This is a genomic window from Bradyrhizobium sp. BLXBL-01 (assembly GCF_051853025.1).
Lineage (GTDB): Bacteria > Pseudomonadota > Alphaproteobacteria > Rhizobiales > Xanthobacteraceae > Bradyrhizobium.
On the sequence record NZ_CP182471.1, the window covers coordinates 1,555,935 to 1,569,288 of the forward strand.

Here is a 13,354-nt window from a genome sequence, read left to right on the forward strand (position 1 = left end):
CCTCTTTCGGCAATCCTCTTTTGGGAGGTCTGACAGTCTAGGGGGGACGGGACCGGGCGAACAGCCTGCCAGGCCACGTTTTCGCATCATCCGAGATACGGGCCGAGCCGCCGATTGTTACGCCGGGGCGGACACGAGACCGTGAGGACGCGCAGGGGTGACGCGGCAACCGGCCCGCTTGGCGGGGTGCGGAACTCCGCGCTAGATGAACCGGCGCGATCGACGATCGACCAAATGGTGGCTGGAGCTGGCCTGACAACATGCTGCGCGTCGTATTCCTGATCCTCGCCGTCCTCGCCGCCGGCACTTGCAGTGCCGCGGCCGATCCCCAACCCGGCGACGATCTCGCTTTGTGCCGCGACCGTCAGGCCGAGCTGCAGGCCCGCGCCACGGTTTGCGAGAACCTGCTGAACGCCGATCGTCTCACCGGCAAGGACAAGGCGATCGCCCTGTCCGTGCGCGGCAATATCCTGCTCAACAAGCGCGACCATGTCCACGCGATCGAGACGCTGTCCATGGCCATCGACCTCGATCCGGACAACGTCGTCGCGCTCAACCTGCGCGGCCTCGCCTATGAGCGCAGCGGACAGGAGGATCTCGCGATGGCCGACTACAACCTCGCGCTCCAGAAGCGCCCGGCCTATGGCGTTCCCTACAACAACCGCGGCGTCATCCATGCGCGCCGCGGCGCGCTGCAGAGCGCGATCGACGATTTCAGCCTGTCGATCAAGTACACGCCCAAATTCCTGCTCGCCTGGACCAATCGCGCCCGCGCGCGCACGCTGATGAAGGATTTCGACGGCGCCATCGCCGATTTCGCCGAGGCCGAGAAGATTGATGCGGCCGCGCCGCAGATCGCCGGCAATCGCTGCGTCACCTACGGCATGATGGGCAAGTTCGACCGCGCCCTGGCCGATTGCAACGGCCTGATCGAGAAGCAGCCCAGGAACGTGTTCGCGATCAACAACCGCGCCGACGTCAGCATGATGAAGGGCGACCTCGAGGCCGCGCTGAAGGATTACAACACGGCCATCCAGATCAACCCGAACAACGTCCGCGCCCATGCCGGCCGCGGCCAGATCTACGAGCGGCGGAAGGATCTCGCGCAGGCCCGCGCCGATTATCGCGCCGCGGCCTATTCGCTGACGAGGTTCGACGACACCGAGGTTGCGCGCGCCCGCGCCATCGCGCAGGAGCGGCTCGCCGCCCTGTCGCCGAAAGCAGCGGCGAGCGCGACGACCGGCCGTCGCGTCGCGCTTGTGATCGGCAACGGCGCCTACAAGAACGCCCACCCGCTGCCCAATCCGCCGCGCGATTCGAAGCTGATCGCGGGCGTGCTGCGCGACCTCGGCTTCCAGACCGTGCTCGACACCAAGGACCTCACCCGCGATACGTTCTTTCAGACCCTGAAGGCCTTCGCCGAGGAAGCGGAAAAAGCCGATTGGGCCGTGGTCTATTATGCCGGCCATGGTTTTGAGATCGGCGGCGTGAACTATCTCGTCCCGGTCGACGCCAGGCTCACCGCCGACAAGGACGCCGAGACCGAGGCCGTCGCGCTCGAGCAGGTGATCGCTGCGGTCGGCGCCGCGCGGAAAGTTCGCCTCGTTGTCCTCGATGCCTGCCGCGACAATCCGTTCGCGCCGGCCATGCAACGCACCCTGTCGCTGAAGCTGGTGGAGAAGGGCTTTTCCAACATCGAGCCCGGTGCCGGCTTCATGGTGGTCTACGCCGCCAAGCACGGCGAGACCGCGATGGACGGCGACGGTGCCGCCAACAGCCCGTTCGCTACCGCGCTCGCCCGCGAGATCAAGCAGCCGCGCGTCGAGATCCGAAAATTGTTCGACATCGTCCGCGACGACGTCTGGGCCGCGACCAAGCACGAGCAGCAGCCGTTCACATATGGATCGCCGCCGGGGCGGGAGGATTTTTACTTCGTCGCGGGGAAGTGAGGGGAATACTCGCGCCACATCTGCGGTGCCGTAGGGTGGGCAAAGGCGCAACGCGCCGTGCCCACGATCTCTCTCCTCAAGCAATAGTGCGTGGGCACGCTGCGCTTTGCCCACCCTACGGCAGCGGACTCTAGACGACGATGCTTAACCGCTTCGCCGCCCGCGTGATCCCCGTGTACAGCCACCGTGCCCGCGAATCCTGGAACGCAAAGCTCTCGTCGAACAGAACGACATCGTCCCATTGCGAGCCCTGCGACTTGTGCACGGTCAGCACGTAGCCGTAGTCGAACTCGTCATAGGGCTTGCGCTGCTCCCAGGCGATCTGCTCGACGCCGCCCTCGAAGCAATCGGCGCGCACCGAGACCTTGGTCACCTTGTGGCCGAAATCCTCGTCCGGCGATAGCCGCATCGAGAGGATGCGCGATTTCGAGCGCGAGGTGTTGCGCGACTTCACGCGCCACAGGCCGCCGTTGAACAGGCCCTTCTTGCGGTTGTTGCGCAGGCACACCAGCTTGTCGCCGGCGACCGGAAACGGATCCTCGATGTTCTGGCGCTGGCGCACCCGCATGTTGTAGGCGCGGCGCGTGTTGTTGCGGCCGACCAGGATCTGGTCGGCGCCCATGACGCGATCGGGGTCGAGCTCCTTCCGCGACACCACCTCGCTCTCGCCGTAGCGGCCGATGTCGAGCTCGCGGCCCTCGCGGACGTCCATCGACATCCGCACGATCGGGTCGTCCTGGGCCTGGCGATGCACCTCGGTCAGCATCGCGTCGGGTGTGGTGTTGGTGAAGAAGCCGCCGCCCTGGATCGGCGGCAGCTGCGCGGGATCGCCAAGCACCAGCAGCGGACAGTCGAACGACATCAGGTCGCGCCCGAGCTCGGCATCGACCATCGAGCATTCGTCGATCACGATCAGCTTCGCCTTCGAGGCCGGCGCATCGTCCCACAATTCGAAGCTCGGCTGCTCCTCGCCGGATTCGCGGGCGCGGTAGATCAGCGAATGGATGGTCGAGGCACCGTCGCAGCCCTTGTTGCGCATGACGAGGGCCGCCTTGCCGGTGAAGGCGGCGAACTTCACCTCGCCGTCGACGCCCTCGGCGATGTGCCGCGCCAGCGTGGTCTTGCCGGTGCCGGCAAAGCCGAACAGGCGGAACACCGGCGGCGTGCCGCCGCGTCCCGGCCTGGCCTTGAGCCAATCGCCGACGGCTTTGAGCGCAGCATCCTGATGCGGGGTGAAAGTGGCCATGTCTATCTTGAGGGAGCGGCGAATGAGGCGATTCGCCTTCCCCCAAAACTAACCATTCGCCCCGCCCGTTCAAGCGTAGGGAGGCCGTTCCCCGCGGCCCATCCTTCGAGACGCCCGCCTTTGGCGGGCCCTCAGGATGAGGGCGGAGCGTGTGGCAGCAGTTTCGGCAGGCGAAGATGCCGCTCAGCCTCATCCTGAGGAGACCGCTGAAAGCGGTCGTCTCGAAGGACGAGGCGCTTGCTCAGGCCTCGCCAAGCCCTACTGCCAGCCGGGAACGCCGCGCATGTCGGGCAGCTGGTGGGCGATGCCCTTGTGGCAGTCGATGCAGGTCTTTTCCTTGGTGAACAGGAAGCGCTGGTGCGCCACCGAGGCCCGCGGCGACTGCTTGGTGATGTCCATGGAATCGGCGCTGTGGCAGTTGCGGCATTCCAGGGAATCATTGGCCTTGAAGCGCGCCCATTCGTGCGCGGCGAGCTCGAGCCGGTGATCTCTAAATTTCTCTCTCGTGTCGATCGTGCCGAAGATCTTGCCCCAGACCTCCTTGGAGGCCTGCATCTTGCGCGCGATCTTGTCGGTCCAGTTGTGCGGCACGTGGCAGTCCGGGCAGGTCGCGCGCACGCCGGAGCGGTTGGAGAAGTGGATGGTCGACTTCAGCTCGGCGTAGACGTTGTCCTTCATCTCGTGGCAACCGGTGCAGAATTTTTCGGTGTTGGTGATTTCCAGCGCGGTGTTGAAGCCGCCCCAGAAGATCACGCCGGCGACGAAACCGGCCAGCACCAGGGTGCCGAGGGCGAACACCGAGCTCGGCCGGGTCAGCACCTGCCAGAGCTCGAGCAGAAATGCCCAGCTGCGCGCGATGAAGCCGCGCTTGGCCTTCAGCTCCGCATTGGGCTCGTCAGCAGTCGTCGTCATCGCCGGCCACCCGGACTTGCACGCGACAGCAGCGTGTCGATGTCGGTGAAATCGTTGCTGACCGGCGGATTGGCGGTGTTCTGCGGCACGTGGCATTCGGTGCAGAAGAAGCGGCGCGGAGAGACCGAAGCCAGGAACTGGCCGTCGCGATCCATGAAGTGCGTGATCGAGACCATCGGCGCCTGCGACTCGGCGGTGCGCGCCCGCGCGTGGCAGGACAGGCATTTGTTGCCGTTGAGGTCGACTTGATAGCCGTCGATATTGTGCGGGATGACGGGCGGCTGCTCCGGATAGTTGCGCACCTCCTTCTCGGAGGTGTTGCGGTTCGGCAGCATCGGCGGCGCCGGGCCCTCGTCGTTGAGCGGGGTCGGGCCGCGCAGGCCGGAGGTCACGGTCTGCGCCGTCAGCGAGCCCGTCCCCGCTGCGACCGCGAAGGCGAGCAGGACGATTGCGGATCGTTTCATCATGACATGTTCACCCGCTCGATGCGCACGGCGCATTTCTTGAAATCGGTCTGCAGCGAGATCGGATCGGTGGCGTCGAGCGTCACCTTGTTGATCAGCTTGGATTCGTCGAACCACGGCACGAACACGAGGCCGCGCGGCGGCCGGTCGCGGCCGCGCGTCTCGAGGCGGGCGCGGATGAAGCCGCGGCGGGAGACCACCTTCACCTCGTCGCCGCGTCGCAGCTTCATGTCCTGCGCATCGTCCGGATGCATGAAGCAGACGGCTTCGGGAAAGGCCTTGAACAGCTCGGGCACGCGGCGCGTCATGGTGCCGGAATGCCAGTGCTCCAGCACGCGGCCGGTCGAGAGCCAGTAGGGATATTCGTTGTCGGGCGATTCCGCCGCCGGCTCGAAGGGCAGCGCGAAGATGCGGGCCTTGCCGTCGGGATAGCCGTAGAACTGCACGCGGGTGCCCTGCTTGACGTAGGGGTCGCTGCCTTCGCGGAAGCGCCACTTCGTCTCCTGGCCGTTGACGACGGGCCAGCGCAGGCCGCGCTCCCTGTGATAGGTGTCGAACGGCGCGAGGTCGTGGCCGTGGCCGCGACCGAACTGGGCATATTCCTCGAACAGTCCCTTCTGCACGTAGAAGCCGAACGCCTTGGCTTCCTCGTTGGCGTAGCCGGCCTCGATCTCCGTCACAGGGAATTTGTCGACCTGGCCGTTCTTGTAGAGCACGTCGAACAGCGTCTTGCCGCGATATTCCGGCTTCTTGGCGATCAGCTCCGCGGGCCAGACCTCCTCGATCTTGAAGCGTTTTGAAAATTCCATCAGCTGCCAGAGATCGGATCTGGCTTCGCCTGGTGCCGTGACCAACTGGTGCCAGAACTGCGTGCGCCGCTCGGCATTGCCGTAGGCGCCTTCCTTCTCCACCCACATCGCGGTCGGCAGGATCAGATCGGCGGCGAGCGCCGTCACGGTCGGATAGGCATCCGAGACCACGATGAAATTGTCGGGGTTGCGGAAGCCCGGATAGGTCTCCTCGTTGACGTTGGGGCCGGCCTGAAGGTTGTTGTTGACCTGGACCCAATAGGCGTTGATCAGGCCGTCCTTCAGCATCCGGCTTTGCAGCACGGCGTGGGCGCCGGGCTTGTCCGGAATGGTGCCTTCGGGCAACTGCCAGATCTGCTCGGTATGGTCGCGATGCGCCTTGTTGGTCACTACCATGTCGGCGGGCAGGCGGTGCGAGAAGGTGCCGACCTCGCGCGCGGTGCCGCAGGCTGAGGGCTGGCCCGTCAGCGAGAACGGGCTGTTCCCGGGCGCGGAGATCTTTCCGGTCAAAAGATGGATGTTGTAGACGAGGTTGTTGCACCAGACGCCGCGGGTGTGCTGGTTGAAGCCCATGGTCCAGAACGAGACCACCTTCGTCTTCGGATCGGCATAGAGCTCGGCGAGTGCTTCGAGCCGGTTCAGCGGCACGCCCGACATCTGCGCCGCCTTCTCCAGCGTATACTCCGAGACGAACTTGACGAACTCGTCATAGCTCATGTCGGTGGAGTCGTTGGCCTTGGCCGCGCCCGTCGCCTTCTTCTGCAGCGGGTGTTCCGGCCGCAATCCGTAGCCGATGTCGGTCTGGCCGCGCTTGAACACGGTATGCGCGGCGACGAAATCCTTGTTGACGCGACCGGTCTTGATGATGTGGTTGGCGATCGCGTTGAGGATGTAGAGGTCGGTCTGCGGCACGAACACCATGCCGATGTCGGCGAGGTCGAACGAGCGGTGCTCGAAGGTGGAGAGCACGGCGACGCGGACATGCGGCGCGGACAGCCGGCGGTCGGCGACGCGCGTCCACAGGATCGGGTGCATCTCCGCCATGTTGGAGCCCCACAGCACGAAGGCGTCGGTGGCCTCGATGTCGTCATAGCAGCCGGCCGGCTCGTCGATGCCGAAGGTGCGCATCATGCCGGCGACCGCCGAGGCCATGCAGTGCCGCGCATTGGGGTCGATGTTGTTGGTGCGGAAGCCGGCCTTGAACAGCTTTGACGCGGCATAGCCTTCCCAGATCGTCCACTGGCCGGAGCCGAACATGGCGACGCCGTTCGGCCCGCGCTTCTTGATCGCCTCCTTCCACTTCAGCTCCATGATGTCGAAGGCTTCGGTCCAGGTAACAGGCGTGAAGTCGCCGTTCTTGTCGTACTTGCCATTGGTCTTACGCAGCATCGGCTGCGTCAGGCGGTCGTGGCCGTACATGATCTTGGAGAGGAAGTAGCCCTTGACGCAGTTGAGGCCGCGATTGACCTCGGCCTTGATGTCGCCGTGGGTGGCGACGACGCGGTTGTCCTTGGTCGCGACCATCACCGAGCAGCCGGTGCCGCAGAAGCGGCAGGCGGCCTTGTCCCATTTCAATTCGCTCACTTCGCGCTCGGCGGCGAGGTTGGCGGCGAGCGCCGGTGCAGGAAGGCCGGCGGCGGCCGCGGCGATCGCGGCGGCCTCGAGCTTGAGCATCTGGCGGCGGTCGAGCTTCGGCGATGTCATGATGGCTCTCCGGCCCTTAAGTCGTTTCGATGGCGTGGAACACCAGCGCCGCGGAATAGACATGATGCAGCGACTGGATGGTGTTGAGCATGGTGCCGAGGCTGCCGGCATCCGGCGCTTCGGCGACGACGACGAGCTTTCCGCGCGCGTCGCGGGCATGGATCTCGCAGCCGGGAAGTGCCGCGATCTCCGCTTCCAGTTCGGCAAGGCGCTCGGGCCGCGCCTGCACGATGATGCTGGCGATCTCGGCGCCCGGCGGCGGCACGATGCGCTCGGCGGTGAGCACGCGGCCGGTGATCAGGGCGCGGCGGTTGAGCTTGGCACTTTTGAATGTGGCATTGTTGAATGTGGCTTGGGCCATGATGCCTGTCTTTCGCTTTGAGCGGATCAATGCGGGGAGGGTGGCGGGCCCGGAGGGCCGGCGAACATCTGGTAGATCCAGACGCCGAGCCCATAGGAGCCGACCGTCCCGACCGCGAGAGCGGGCATCACGATTGCGGTCAGGAACAGGAACGCAAAAATCTCCATGCGCTTACGGCGCACGCGCGACGTCGTGTCGTCAGGGGCCGACATATTCGGTCTCTTCGGGATGAGATGGGGAATCGGGACGGCATCCGGGCCGTTGCCTTGCTGCACTTCTGATGCATTCGGGCCGCCACGGCGTTGATCTGGATCAACCCGCCCCCTTGCGCGGATGTCGCAGCGCAGGGGGCAAGACGATCCCCGCTCGGCAGGCCGGCGGCAAAATCATTCTCCCGCGCGGCGGAATTGCCGCTGCGTAGACAGCTTCACCTCACCCATTAAGATGAGCTCAACAACAATAAGCGGGAGAGCGACGCCATGAAGTTCGGCATCTTCTACGAGCTGCAGCTGCCGCGGCCATGGGTAGCCGGCGACGAGCTCGCCCTCTATCAGAATGCGCTCTCGCAGATGGAGCTCGCCGACAAGCTCGGCTACGACCATGCCTGGGTGGTCGAGCATCACTTCCTCGAGGAATATTCGCACTCGCCCTCGCCGGAATCGTTCCTGGCTGCCGCAAGCCAGCGCACCAAGAACATCCGGCTCGGCCACGGCATCCTCCAGCTCACCACCAACCATCCGGCGCGCGTCGCCGAGCGTGTCGCGGTGCTGGATCTGCTCTCGAACGGCCGCTGCGAGTTCGGCATGGGCGAGAGTGCCTCGATCACCGAGCTGGAGCCGTTCGGCCGTGACATGGAGACCAAGAAGGAGGTGTTCGAGGAGGCGGTCGCGGCCATCTTCCCGATGTTCAAGGACGCCGGCAGCGAGCATCACGGCAGATATTTCGACATCCCCTTGCGCAACGTCGTGCCGAAGCCGGTGCAGAAGCCGCATCCGCCGCTGTGGATGGCCTGCTCGCAGCTGCCGACCATCGAGCGCGCCGGCCGCCACGGTTTCGGCGCGCTCGGCTTCCAGTTCGTAAGTGCGGACGCCGCGCACGCCTGGGTGCACGCTTATTACAACGCGATGACAAAACGCCTGCACAAGCTCGCCGATTACGAGATCAATCCCAACATGGCGCTGGTCTCGTTCTTCATGTGCGCCAAGACGGATGAAGAGGCGCGCGCCCGCGCCGATGGCGCCACCTTCTTCCAGTTCGCGCTGCGCTTCTACGGCGCCGCGCAGAACCGCCAGCGTCCCGCGCCCTACACCGTCAACATGTGGGACGAGTACAACAAGTGGAAGCGCGACAATCCAGAAGCTCAGGAGGCGGCGCTGCGCGGCGGCCTGATCGGCTCGCCGGAGACGATCCGCAAGAAGCTGAAGCGCTTCCAGTCCTCGCATATCGACCAAGTCATCCTGCTCAACCAGGCCGGCAAGAACAGCCACGAGCACATCTGCGAGTCGCTCGAATTGTTCGGCCGCGAGGTGATGCCGGAGTTCCAGAACGATCCGGTGCAGGCGGCGTGGAAGCAGGGCGTGATGAGTGGCGAGATCGAGCTGGAAGAGATCGACACCGAAGCCTTCACGGATCGCTACGGCAAGCTGGCGATCAACGTGGCCCCCGCGAAGGCGGCGGCGGGGTAGCGTGTAAGCAACGACAGGCCCTGCTTCCTGGCGCTGCTGCGGCAGCTGCCCGAGCCGGGGTGCAGTCTCCTTGAGACGAAGAAAGCGAAGGGGCTGCGGTCAATGGCGCCCCTTCGCCCGCTGGGATTTGGGCAGGTCTCATCGGCTCGCACGCAGGTCGCCACCGACCGGGCCGGCCTGCTGCTCTTCAGATCGCGCGCCGTTGTCGTCCGGCGAAGAGACCATACACAAAGAGGACGATGATGGCGCCGACGACCGCGCCGATCAGCCCGGCACCCTCTCCAGGACGGTACCAGCCTAGGGCCTGGCCGAGGTAAGTGGCAACGAAGGCGCCGACGATGCCCAGGATGGTCGTGAGAATGAACCCGGAGGGTTCATTGTCACCCGGCATGATGAATTTCGCGATAATGCCCGCGATAAAGCCGATGATGATCGTCCAAATAATTCCCATTCTCCACTCCTCCTGATCAATGGCGACAATGACGAGGCCGTCAGCTCGGCAGACGCCCCTCGGGCGTGTACTTGTCGACCGCCTGCGGCAGCTCGCGCGAGAGCCTCGCGAGAATTTCCTCTTGCGAAAGCCCGGTCTCCTTCTCGAGTTTGTCCAGCACGTCGGGCCCGATTGCTTCCCGCAATTGCGGGGGCGAGATGCCCTTGTTCGGCCCCGTGCCGACCCACGACTGGGCTGCATCACCGTGGCCGTTTTGGTTGAATCTCTCCAGCAGCTCGCCAATTCCTCCCTGCAATAGTCCTCCAACCCCGGCCCCGCTCAGCATGCCCGTCAGGTTTCCGAGCAGGCCGCCAAGCGGTTGTTGGCCGCTGGACGGTTCGAGGGATCCGGCCCCCGGACCTCTGAGCAACTCCGCCAGCTTGTCCCGATTCTGATATCCCGCGATTGCGAGCAGTCCGAGAAGTGCGGTCATCGACGGCATTCCGCGGCTCATCGTGTAACTCCATTGTATGTAGCGCCAAACAGGTCGAACTCGGCCGGTCCGGTTCTGTTCCTGAAGCTTGCCGAATCCGGCGCCGGTCATTTGGAAGCAGGCGCAATGAGAAGCCAATCAAGCTGGAAGGCGCCGATCTAATCCCAGAATGGAATGGCCGGACGGGCGATCATCAGCCAGAAGATGATCAGCACGGCCGCGAAAGCCGGAAAGCCGAAGGCGAACCACCATCGGAAGAGATGGTTATAGCGGGCGGGCAGCTCGCTGTTGCTAGCGACCGCTGCGACGGCGAGATCGCGCATCTGCATCTGCATCCACACCACCGGCAGCCAGAAGGCGCCGGTCACGAGATACAGTGCAATCGACGCCGCCACCCAGCCGTCGCCGAGGGAATACCCGCTCGACCAAGCGAGCCAAGTCCCGGTGATTGGCTGCAGGATCACGGCACTCGCCGTGAACAGGAAGTCAGCCAGCACCACCGTCCGCGCAACCCCGGCGATCTCGCGCGGGTCGCCGCGCAGATGCGCCACCAGCATGAAGAAGGCGATGCCGGCCCCGGTGCCGAGCAGCACGGCAGCGCCGATGATGTGCGCCATCTTCACGAGGAGGTAGAGCATTAGCGATCCTCCCGGATCGCCATGGCGACCAGGTTGAGCATGATCACCGGCCAGATCTTCAGCATTGGGCCGAGCGGCTCGGCCCAAAGTCGCGGCACCAGGACGGTGCCGATCACGGCATAGGTGAGCGAGATGATCAGTGCTGCCCAGAGTCCATAGCGGCTCAGAGGCCGCCAGAGAATGGCAAGGCCGATGACGATGTCGGCGAGCGCGCCCGCGGTGACGACGAGCGCCGCGACGTTCCCTTGCAGCCCGCCTTCAAGCAGCAACGACATGCCGATGTTCCAGCCCGCGCTCAGCGATATGATGCCTGTGGCGATCCAGAACGCGCCGAAGACGCCGAAGATCAGCGGCTTGAGCGTATACAGCCGTGCAAACCATCGTTCTTGCACCGACGCAGGCTCGCGTGCGAGCGCGACTTCGAGATCGCGCGGTGGAGTGCCGGTCAATCGACGCCAGGGCTCGGGATCGCCGGTCGCACCGCGGCGCATTTCCGCCTGTGCCGTCGTGTTGATGGGCGTTCGCCATCCCAGCATCTGCGCAACGTCCCCCGCGCGGAAAGCAACCGAAGCTGCCCAGGATGGCAGCTGCAGGCGGTACGCCGGCCTCCAGCGCAGCCAGGTCCGAAATAGCCCGACCGCGTCGCTGAAGGCGATCTGCCGTGGGCCGGCCAGATCGATGGCGATGCGGCAAGGCGCGCCCGACTGCAGAAAGAACAGCACGGTCTCAACGACGTCGTCGAGATGCACCGGTTGAATCGCCGCCGTGTCGGGGACGACCGGTAGAATCGGCAGCGCCGCCAGTCCTCGCAACAGCGCGCTGCCGCCATAGGCGGCGCGGCCGATCACGACGGAGGGTCGCAGGATGACCCAATCGAGGTCGCGCGCCATCAAGGCGGCTTCGCCTTCCCGCTTGGTACGAGAAAAATCGCTGGGGGCATCGACATTGCTGCCGATGGCCGAGAACAGGACAACGCGGCGGACGCCTGCGCTTTCGCAGGCGCTGTAGAGTGCCGCGCTTCCGGCGACATGAACCCCGTGTAGATCCCGTCCCTGGAGCGCTCCGGCCAGGTTGATCACCGCATCGACGCCCGCAAGGACGCCCTTCCATTGCGAGGGATCGGTTGTGCGGGCGACGTCGAGGCTGGTATGGCGCCGATCGCGCTCTGCTGCCGGGTGGCGCGACACCGACATACATTCGTAGCCTTCGGCCGACAGCCTGGCGTGGATCGCCGAGCCGAGAAACCCTGTACCGCCAACGAGGAGAATTCGCATGACTCCTCCTTCGATAGGCAACCGAATGCCGACAAACGGCTGATCTCATCGGTTGGACAAGGCGGGGCCACCGCACTTGTTCCTCCAGGCGGAACCGGGTAGCCCGACGAACCTCACTGGCTCTGTGCCGGAAGACCCCGAGACAGATGAGTCATTCACGCCATCGAGAGCTGCTGCTACAAATCGGCACAAGCCATAAGGAAAGGACCGGGAGAGAGCGATGCCGCCCAACGGGACAGGTTCAGGCTTTGCCGCCGGCGATGTCACGCCCGCGGTGCTCGCCATCGGCCGCTCGAATTTTCCAAACGTTCTCATCGACACGCTGCGCCGGCAGGCGGACGTCGGCCATTGCATGGTGTTCGCGCTGAGCCGGGCCGGCGCGGCAAGCTGCCTGCTCGATGCCGGCAACATCCCGATCGGCGGCGATCTCGGCGCCGCCTATGCCGGCCAGTTTCACGAAACGGATCCCAACCGCGACGCGCTGTTCGAAGGCGAGGGCGGCGCGCCGATCGTGCTGCCCCACTTCGCGCCGCGCATGTACGGGGCGCGTTACCGAAAAATCTTCTTCCAGGATTCCGGCATTGTCGACAAATGCGCGACCGCGATCTGGGCCGGCGATACCTGCTTCTACGTCAATTTCTACCGCATCGCCGCGCAGGGCCGCTTCAGCGCCGCCCAGCGCCACCGGCTCGGGACGATCGCGCCGGCGATCGCAGCCAGCGTCGCCCGCCATTTCCAGCAGGCGGAGACCGCGACACCCGACCAGAACATCGCCGCGTTGTTCGCCACGCGCGCGCCGCTCTCCGCGCTGACGCCGCGCGAGCAGGAGGTCTGCCGCCGCATCCTCGCAGGCTTCAGCTCAGAGGCGATCTCGCAAGCGCTCGGCATCAGCCTGCATTCGACGCTGACCTACCGCAAGCGCGCCTATGAACGGCTCGGCATCTCGTCGCAGAGCGAATTGTTTGCGATCGTGCTGCGCCTGCTGACGCGCAGCATGAACTAAGGCGTCGGCAACCCTGCAGCCCTCGACGAGAGCCTTGCTATGCGGAAAGTCGGGAACGATAGGGCGCGGTGAGCAGCAGCATGAAAAGCGCTCGTTCGGCCCGGTACTTTGCGGCCGCTCGGCTGGATTCCCGGCCCTGCATCACGACCGCGCCTTGAACGGTGCAGACGCTCCAGTTCCATTTCCTGCGCCTGCGCTGCGCCAGGGTCATCTCGAAAATCGGAAATTCCGGTCCCGCCATCGCCGCCGCTTCTCGCCAGAGATCCAATTTGGGCGGAGTTGAACCCGGAGCGTCGGCCTGTGTCTTCACCCATTTGGGTGAAGCGGAGCTTGCTCCTGCCGGGGCAGGCTGTTGCAGAGCTTTTCCCTGCGGCCATCCTTCGAGA

Annotated in this window: 14 protein-coding genes; 3 read left to right on the forward strand and 11 right to left on the reverse strand. The window is 65.0% G+C overall.

Annotated elements, in window-relative coordinates:
• The first annotated feature begins 260 nt into the window (after positions 1-260).
• Positions 261-1,949 carry a caspase family protein gene (locus tag ACNJYA_RS07350; RefSeq protein WP_439365785.1) on the forward strand — a complete coding sequence of 563 codons (1,689 nt, stop codon included), beginning with the start codon at positions 261-263 and terminating at the stop codon, positions 1,947-1,949.
• A 130-nt stretch (positions 1,950-2,079) separates the two neighbouring features.
• Here the strand turns inward: ACNJYA_RS07350 and ACNJYA_RS07355 are convergent, their stop codons facing one another.
• From ACNJYA_RS07355 to napE, 6 genes are all read right to left on the reverse strand, one after another.
• Complete coding sequence (locus ACNJYA_RS07355; RefSeq protein WP_172784688.1) at positions 2,080-3,195, reverse strand: ATP-dependent DNA helicase; 1,116 nt, start codon at positions 3,193-3,195, stop codon at positions 2,080-2,082.
• Between the two features lie 258 nt (positions 3,196-3,453).
• Entirely contained in the window at positions 3,454-4,107 is a 654-nt protein-coding gene (locus ACNJYA_RS07360) for a NapC/NirT family cytochrome c (protein ID WP_172784687.1), read from the reverse strand.
• Entirely contained in the window at positions 4,104-4,574 is a 471-nt protein-coding gene (locus ACNJYA_RS07365; RefSeq protein ID WP_260382177.1) for a nitrate reductase cytochrome c-type subunit, read from the reverse strand. Before ACNJYA_RS07365 ends, ACNJYA_RS07360 begins: the two co-directional genes overlap by 4 nt.
• Entirely contained in the window at positions 4,571-7,084 is a 2,514-nt protein-coding gene (napA, locus tag ACNJYA_RS07370) for a nitrate reductase catalytic subunit NapA (RefSeq protein WP_439402304.1), read from the reverse strand. Before napA ends, ACNJYA_RS07365 begins: the two co-directional genes overlap by 4 nt.
• 16 nt (positions 7,085-7,100) lie before the next feature.
• Positions 7,101-7,445 carry a chaperone NapD gene (locus tag ACNJYA_RS07375; RefSeq protein WP_439365786.1) on the reverse strand — a complete coding sequence of 115 codons (345 nt, stop codon included), beginning with the start codon at positions 7,443-7,445 and terminating at the stop codon, positions 7,101-7,103.
• A gap of 26 nt (positions 7,446-7,471) precedes the next feature.
• The gene (napE, locus tag ACNJYA_RS07380) at positions 7,472-7,657 is read right to left on the reverse strand and encodes a periplasmic nitrate reductase, NapE protein (RefSeq protein WP_439402305.1); all 186 of its coding nucleotides are present in this window, start codon (positions 7,655-7,657) and stop codon (positions 7,472-7,474) included.
• Positions 7,658-7,924: 267 nt separating this feature from the next.
• Here napE and ACNJYA_RS07385 point away from each other — a divergent pair, with 267 nt between their 5' ends.
• Positions 7,925-9,130 (forward strand): LLM class flavin-dependent oxidoreductase, encoded by a 1,206-nt coding sequence (locus ACNJYA_RS07385; protein ID WP_439402306.1) that lies wholly within the window; start codon positions 7,925-7,927, stop codon positions 9,128-9,130.
• Between the two features lie 187 nt (positions 9,131-9,317).
• Here the strand turns inward: ACNJYA_RS07385 and ACNJYA_RS07390 are convergent, their stop codons facing one another.
• The 4 genes from ACNJYA_RS07390 to ACNJYA_RS07405 all read right to left on the reverse strand — a co-directional run bounded on the left by ACNJYA_RS07390 (position 9,318) and on the right by ACNJYA_RS07405 (position 11,965).
• The gene (locus ACNJYA_RS07390; protein WP_172784682.1) at positions 9,318-9,581 is read right to left on the reverse strand and encodes a GlsB/YeaQ/YmgE family stress response membrane protein; all 264 of its coding nucleotides are present in this window, start codon (positions 9,579-9,581) and stop codon (positions 9,318-9,320) included.
• 40 nt (positions 9,582-9,621) lie between these two features.
• Complete coding sequence (locus ACNJYA_RS07395; RefSeq protein ID WP_439402307.1) at positions 9,622-10,074, reverse strand: YidB family protein; 453 nt, start codon at positions 10,072-10,074, stop codon at positions 9,622-9,624.
• A gap of 137 nt (positions 10,075-10,211) precedes the next feature.
• The gene (locus ACNJYA_RS07400) at positions 10,212-10,691 is read right to left on the reverse strand and encodes a DUF2269 family protein (RefSeq protein ID WP_212254331.1); all 480 of its coding nucleotides are present in this window, start codon (positions 10,689-10,691) and stop codon (positions 10,212-10,214) included.
• Positions 10,691-11,965, reverse strand: coding sequence for an SDR family oxidoreductase (locus ACNJYA_RS07405; protein WP_439402308.1), 1,275 nt, complete (start codon positions 11,963-11,965; stop codon positions 10,691-10,693). The genes ACNJYA_RS07400 and ACNJYA_RS07405 overlap by 1 nt, the downstream gene beginning before the upstream one ends.
• A 220-nt stretch (positions 11,966-12,185) precedes the next feature.
• Here ACNJYA_RS07405 and ACNJYA_RS07410 point away from each other — a divergent pair, with 220 nt between their 5' ends.
• Positions 12,186-12,968, forward strand: coding sequence for a helix-turn-helix transcriptional regulator (locus tag ACNJYA_RS07410; RefSeq protein WP_172784678.1), 783 nt, complete (start codon positions 12,186-12,188; stop codon positions 12,966-12,968).
• Positions 12,969-13,005: 37 nt separating this feature from the next.
• Here the strand turns inward: ACNJYA_RS07410 and ACNJYA_RS07415 are convergent, their stop codons facing one another.
• Positions 13,006-13,209, reverse strand: coding sequence for a hypothetical protein (locus ACNJYA_RS07415; RefSeq protein WP_172784677.1), 204 nt, complete (start codon positions 13,207-13,209; stop codon positions 13,006-13,008).
• Positions 13,210-13,354 lie beyond the last annotated feature (145 nt).

Bases quoted from the DNA above. Each gene is read 5' to 3' on its own strand.
- ACNJYA_RS07350 (WP_439365785.1), top strand. From the start codon at position 261: ATGCTGCGCGTCGTATTCCTGATCCTCGCCGTCCTCGCCGCCGGCACT.
- ACNJYA_RS07355 (WP_172784688.1), bottom strand. From the start codon at position 3,195: ATGGCCACTTTCACCCCGCATCAGGATGCTGCGCTCAAAGCCGTCGGC.
- ACNJYA_RS07360 (WP_172784687.1), bottom strand. From the start codon at position 4,107: ATGACGACGACTGCTGACGAGCCCAATGCGGAGCTGAAGGCCAAGCGC.
- ACNJYA_RS07365 (WP_260382177.1), bottom strand. From the start codon at position 4,574: ATGATGAAACGATCCGCAATCGTCCTGCTCGCCTTCGCGGTCGCAGCG.
- napA (WP_439402304.1), bottom strand. From the start codon at position 7,084: ATGACATCGCCGAAGCTCGACCGCCGCCAGATGCTCAAGCTCGAGGCC.
- ACNJYA_RS07375 (WP_439365786.1), bottom strand. From the start codon at position 7,445: ATGGCCCAAGCCACATTCAACAATGCCACATTCAAAAGTGCCAAGCTC.
- napE (WP_439402305.1), bottom strand. From the start codon at position 7,657: ATGTCGGCCCCTGACGACACGACGTCGCGCGTGCGCCGTAAGCGCATG.
- ACNJYA_RS07385 (WP_439402306.1), top strand. From the start codon at position 7,925: ATGAAGTTCGGCATCTTCTACGAGCTGCAGCTGCCGCGGCCATGGGTA.
- ACNJYA_RS07390 (WP_172784682.1), bottom strand. From the start codon at position 9,581: ATGGGAATTATTTGGACGATCATCATCGGCTTTATCGCGGGCATTATC.
- ACNJYA_RS07395 (WP_439402307.1), bottom strand. From the start codon at position 10,074: ATGAGCCGCGGAATGCCGTCGATGACCGCACTTCTCGGACTGCTCGCA.
- ACNJYA_RS07400 (WP_212254331.1), bottom strand. From the start codon at position 10,691: ATGCTCTACCTCCTCGTGAAGATGGCGCACATCATCGGCGCTGCCGTG.
- ACNJYA_RS07405 (WP_439402308.1), bottom strand. From the start codon at position 11,965: ATGCGAATTCTCCTCGTTGGCGGTACAGGGTTTCTCGGCTCGGCGATC.
- ACNJYA_RS07410 (WP_172784678.1), top strand. From the start codon at position 12,186: ATGCCGCCCAACGGGACAGGTTCAGGCTTTGCCGCCGGCGATGTCACG.
- ACNJYA_RS07415 (WP_172784677.1), bottom strand. From the start codon at position 13,209: ATGGCGGGACCGGAATTTCCGATTTTCGAGATGACCCTGGCGCAGCGC.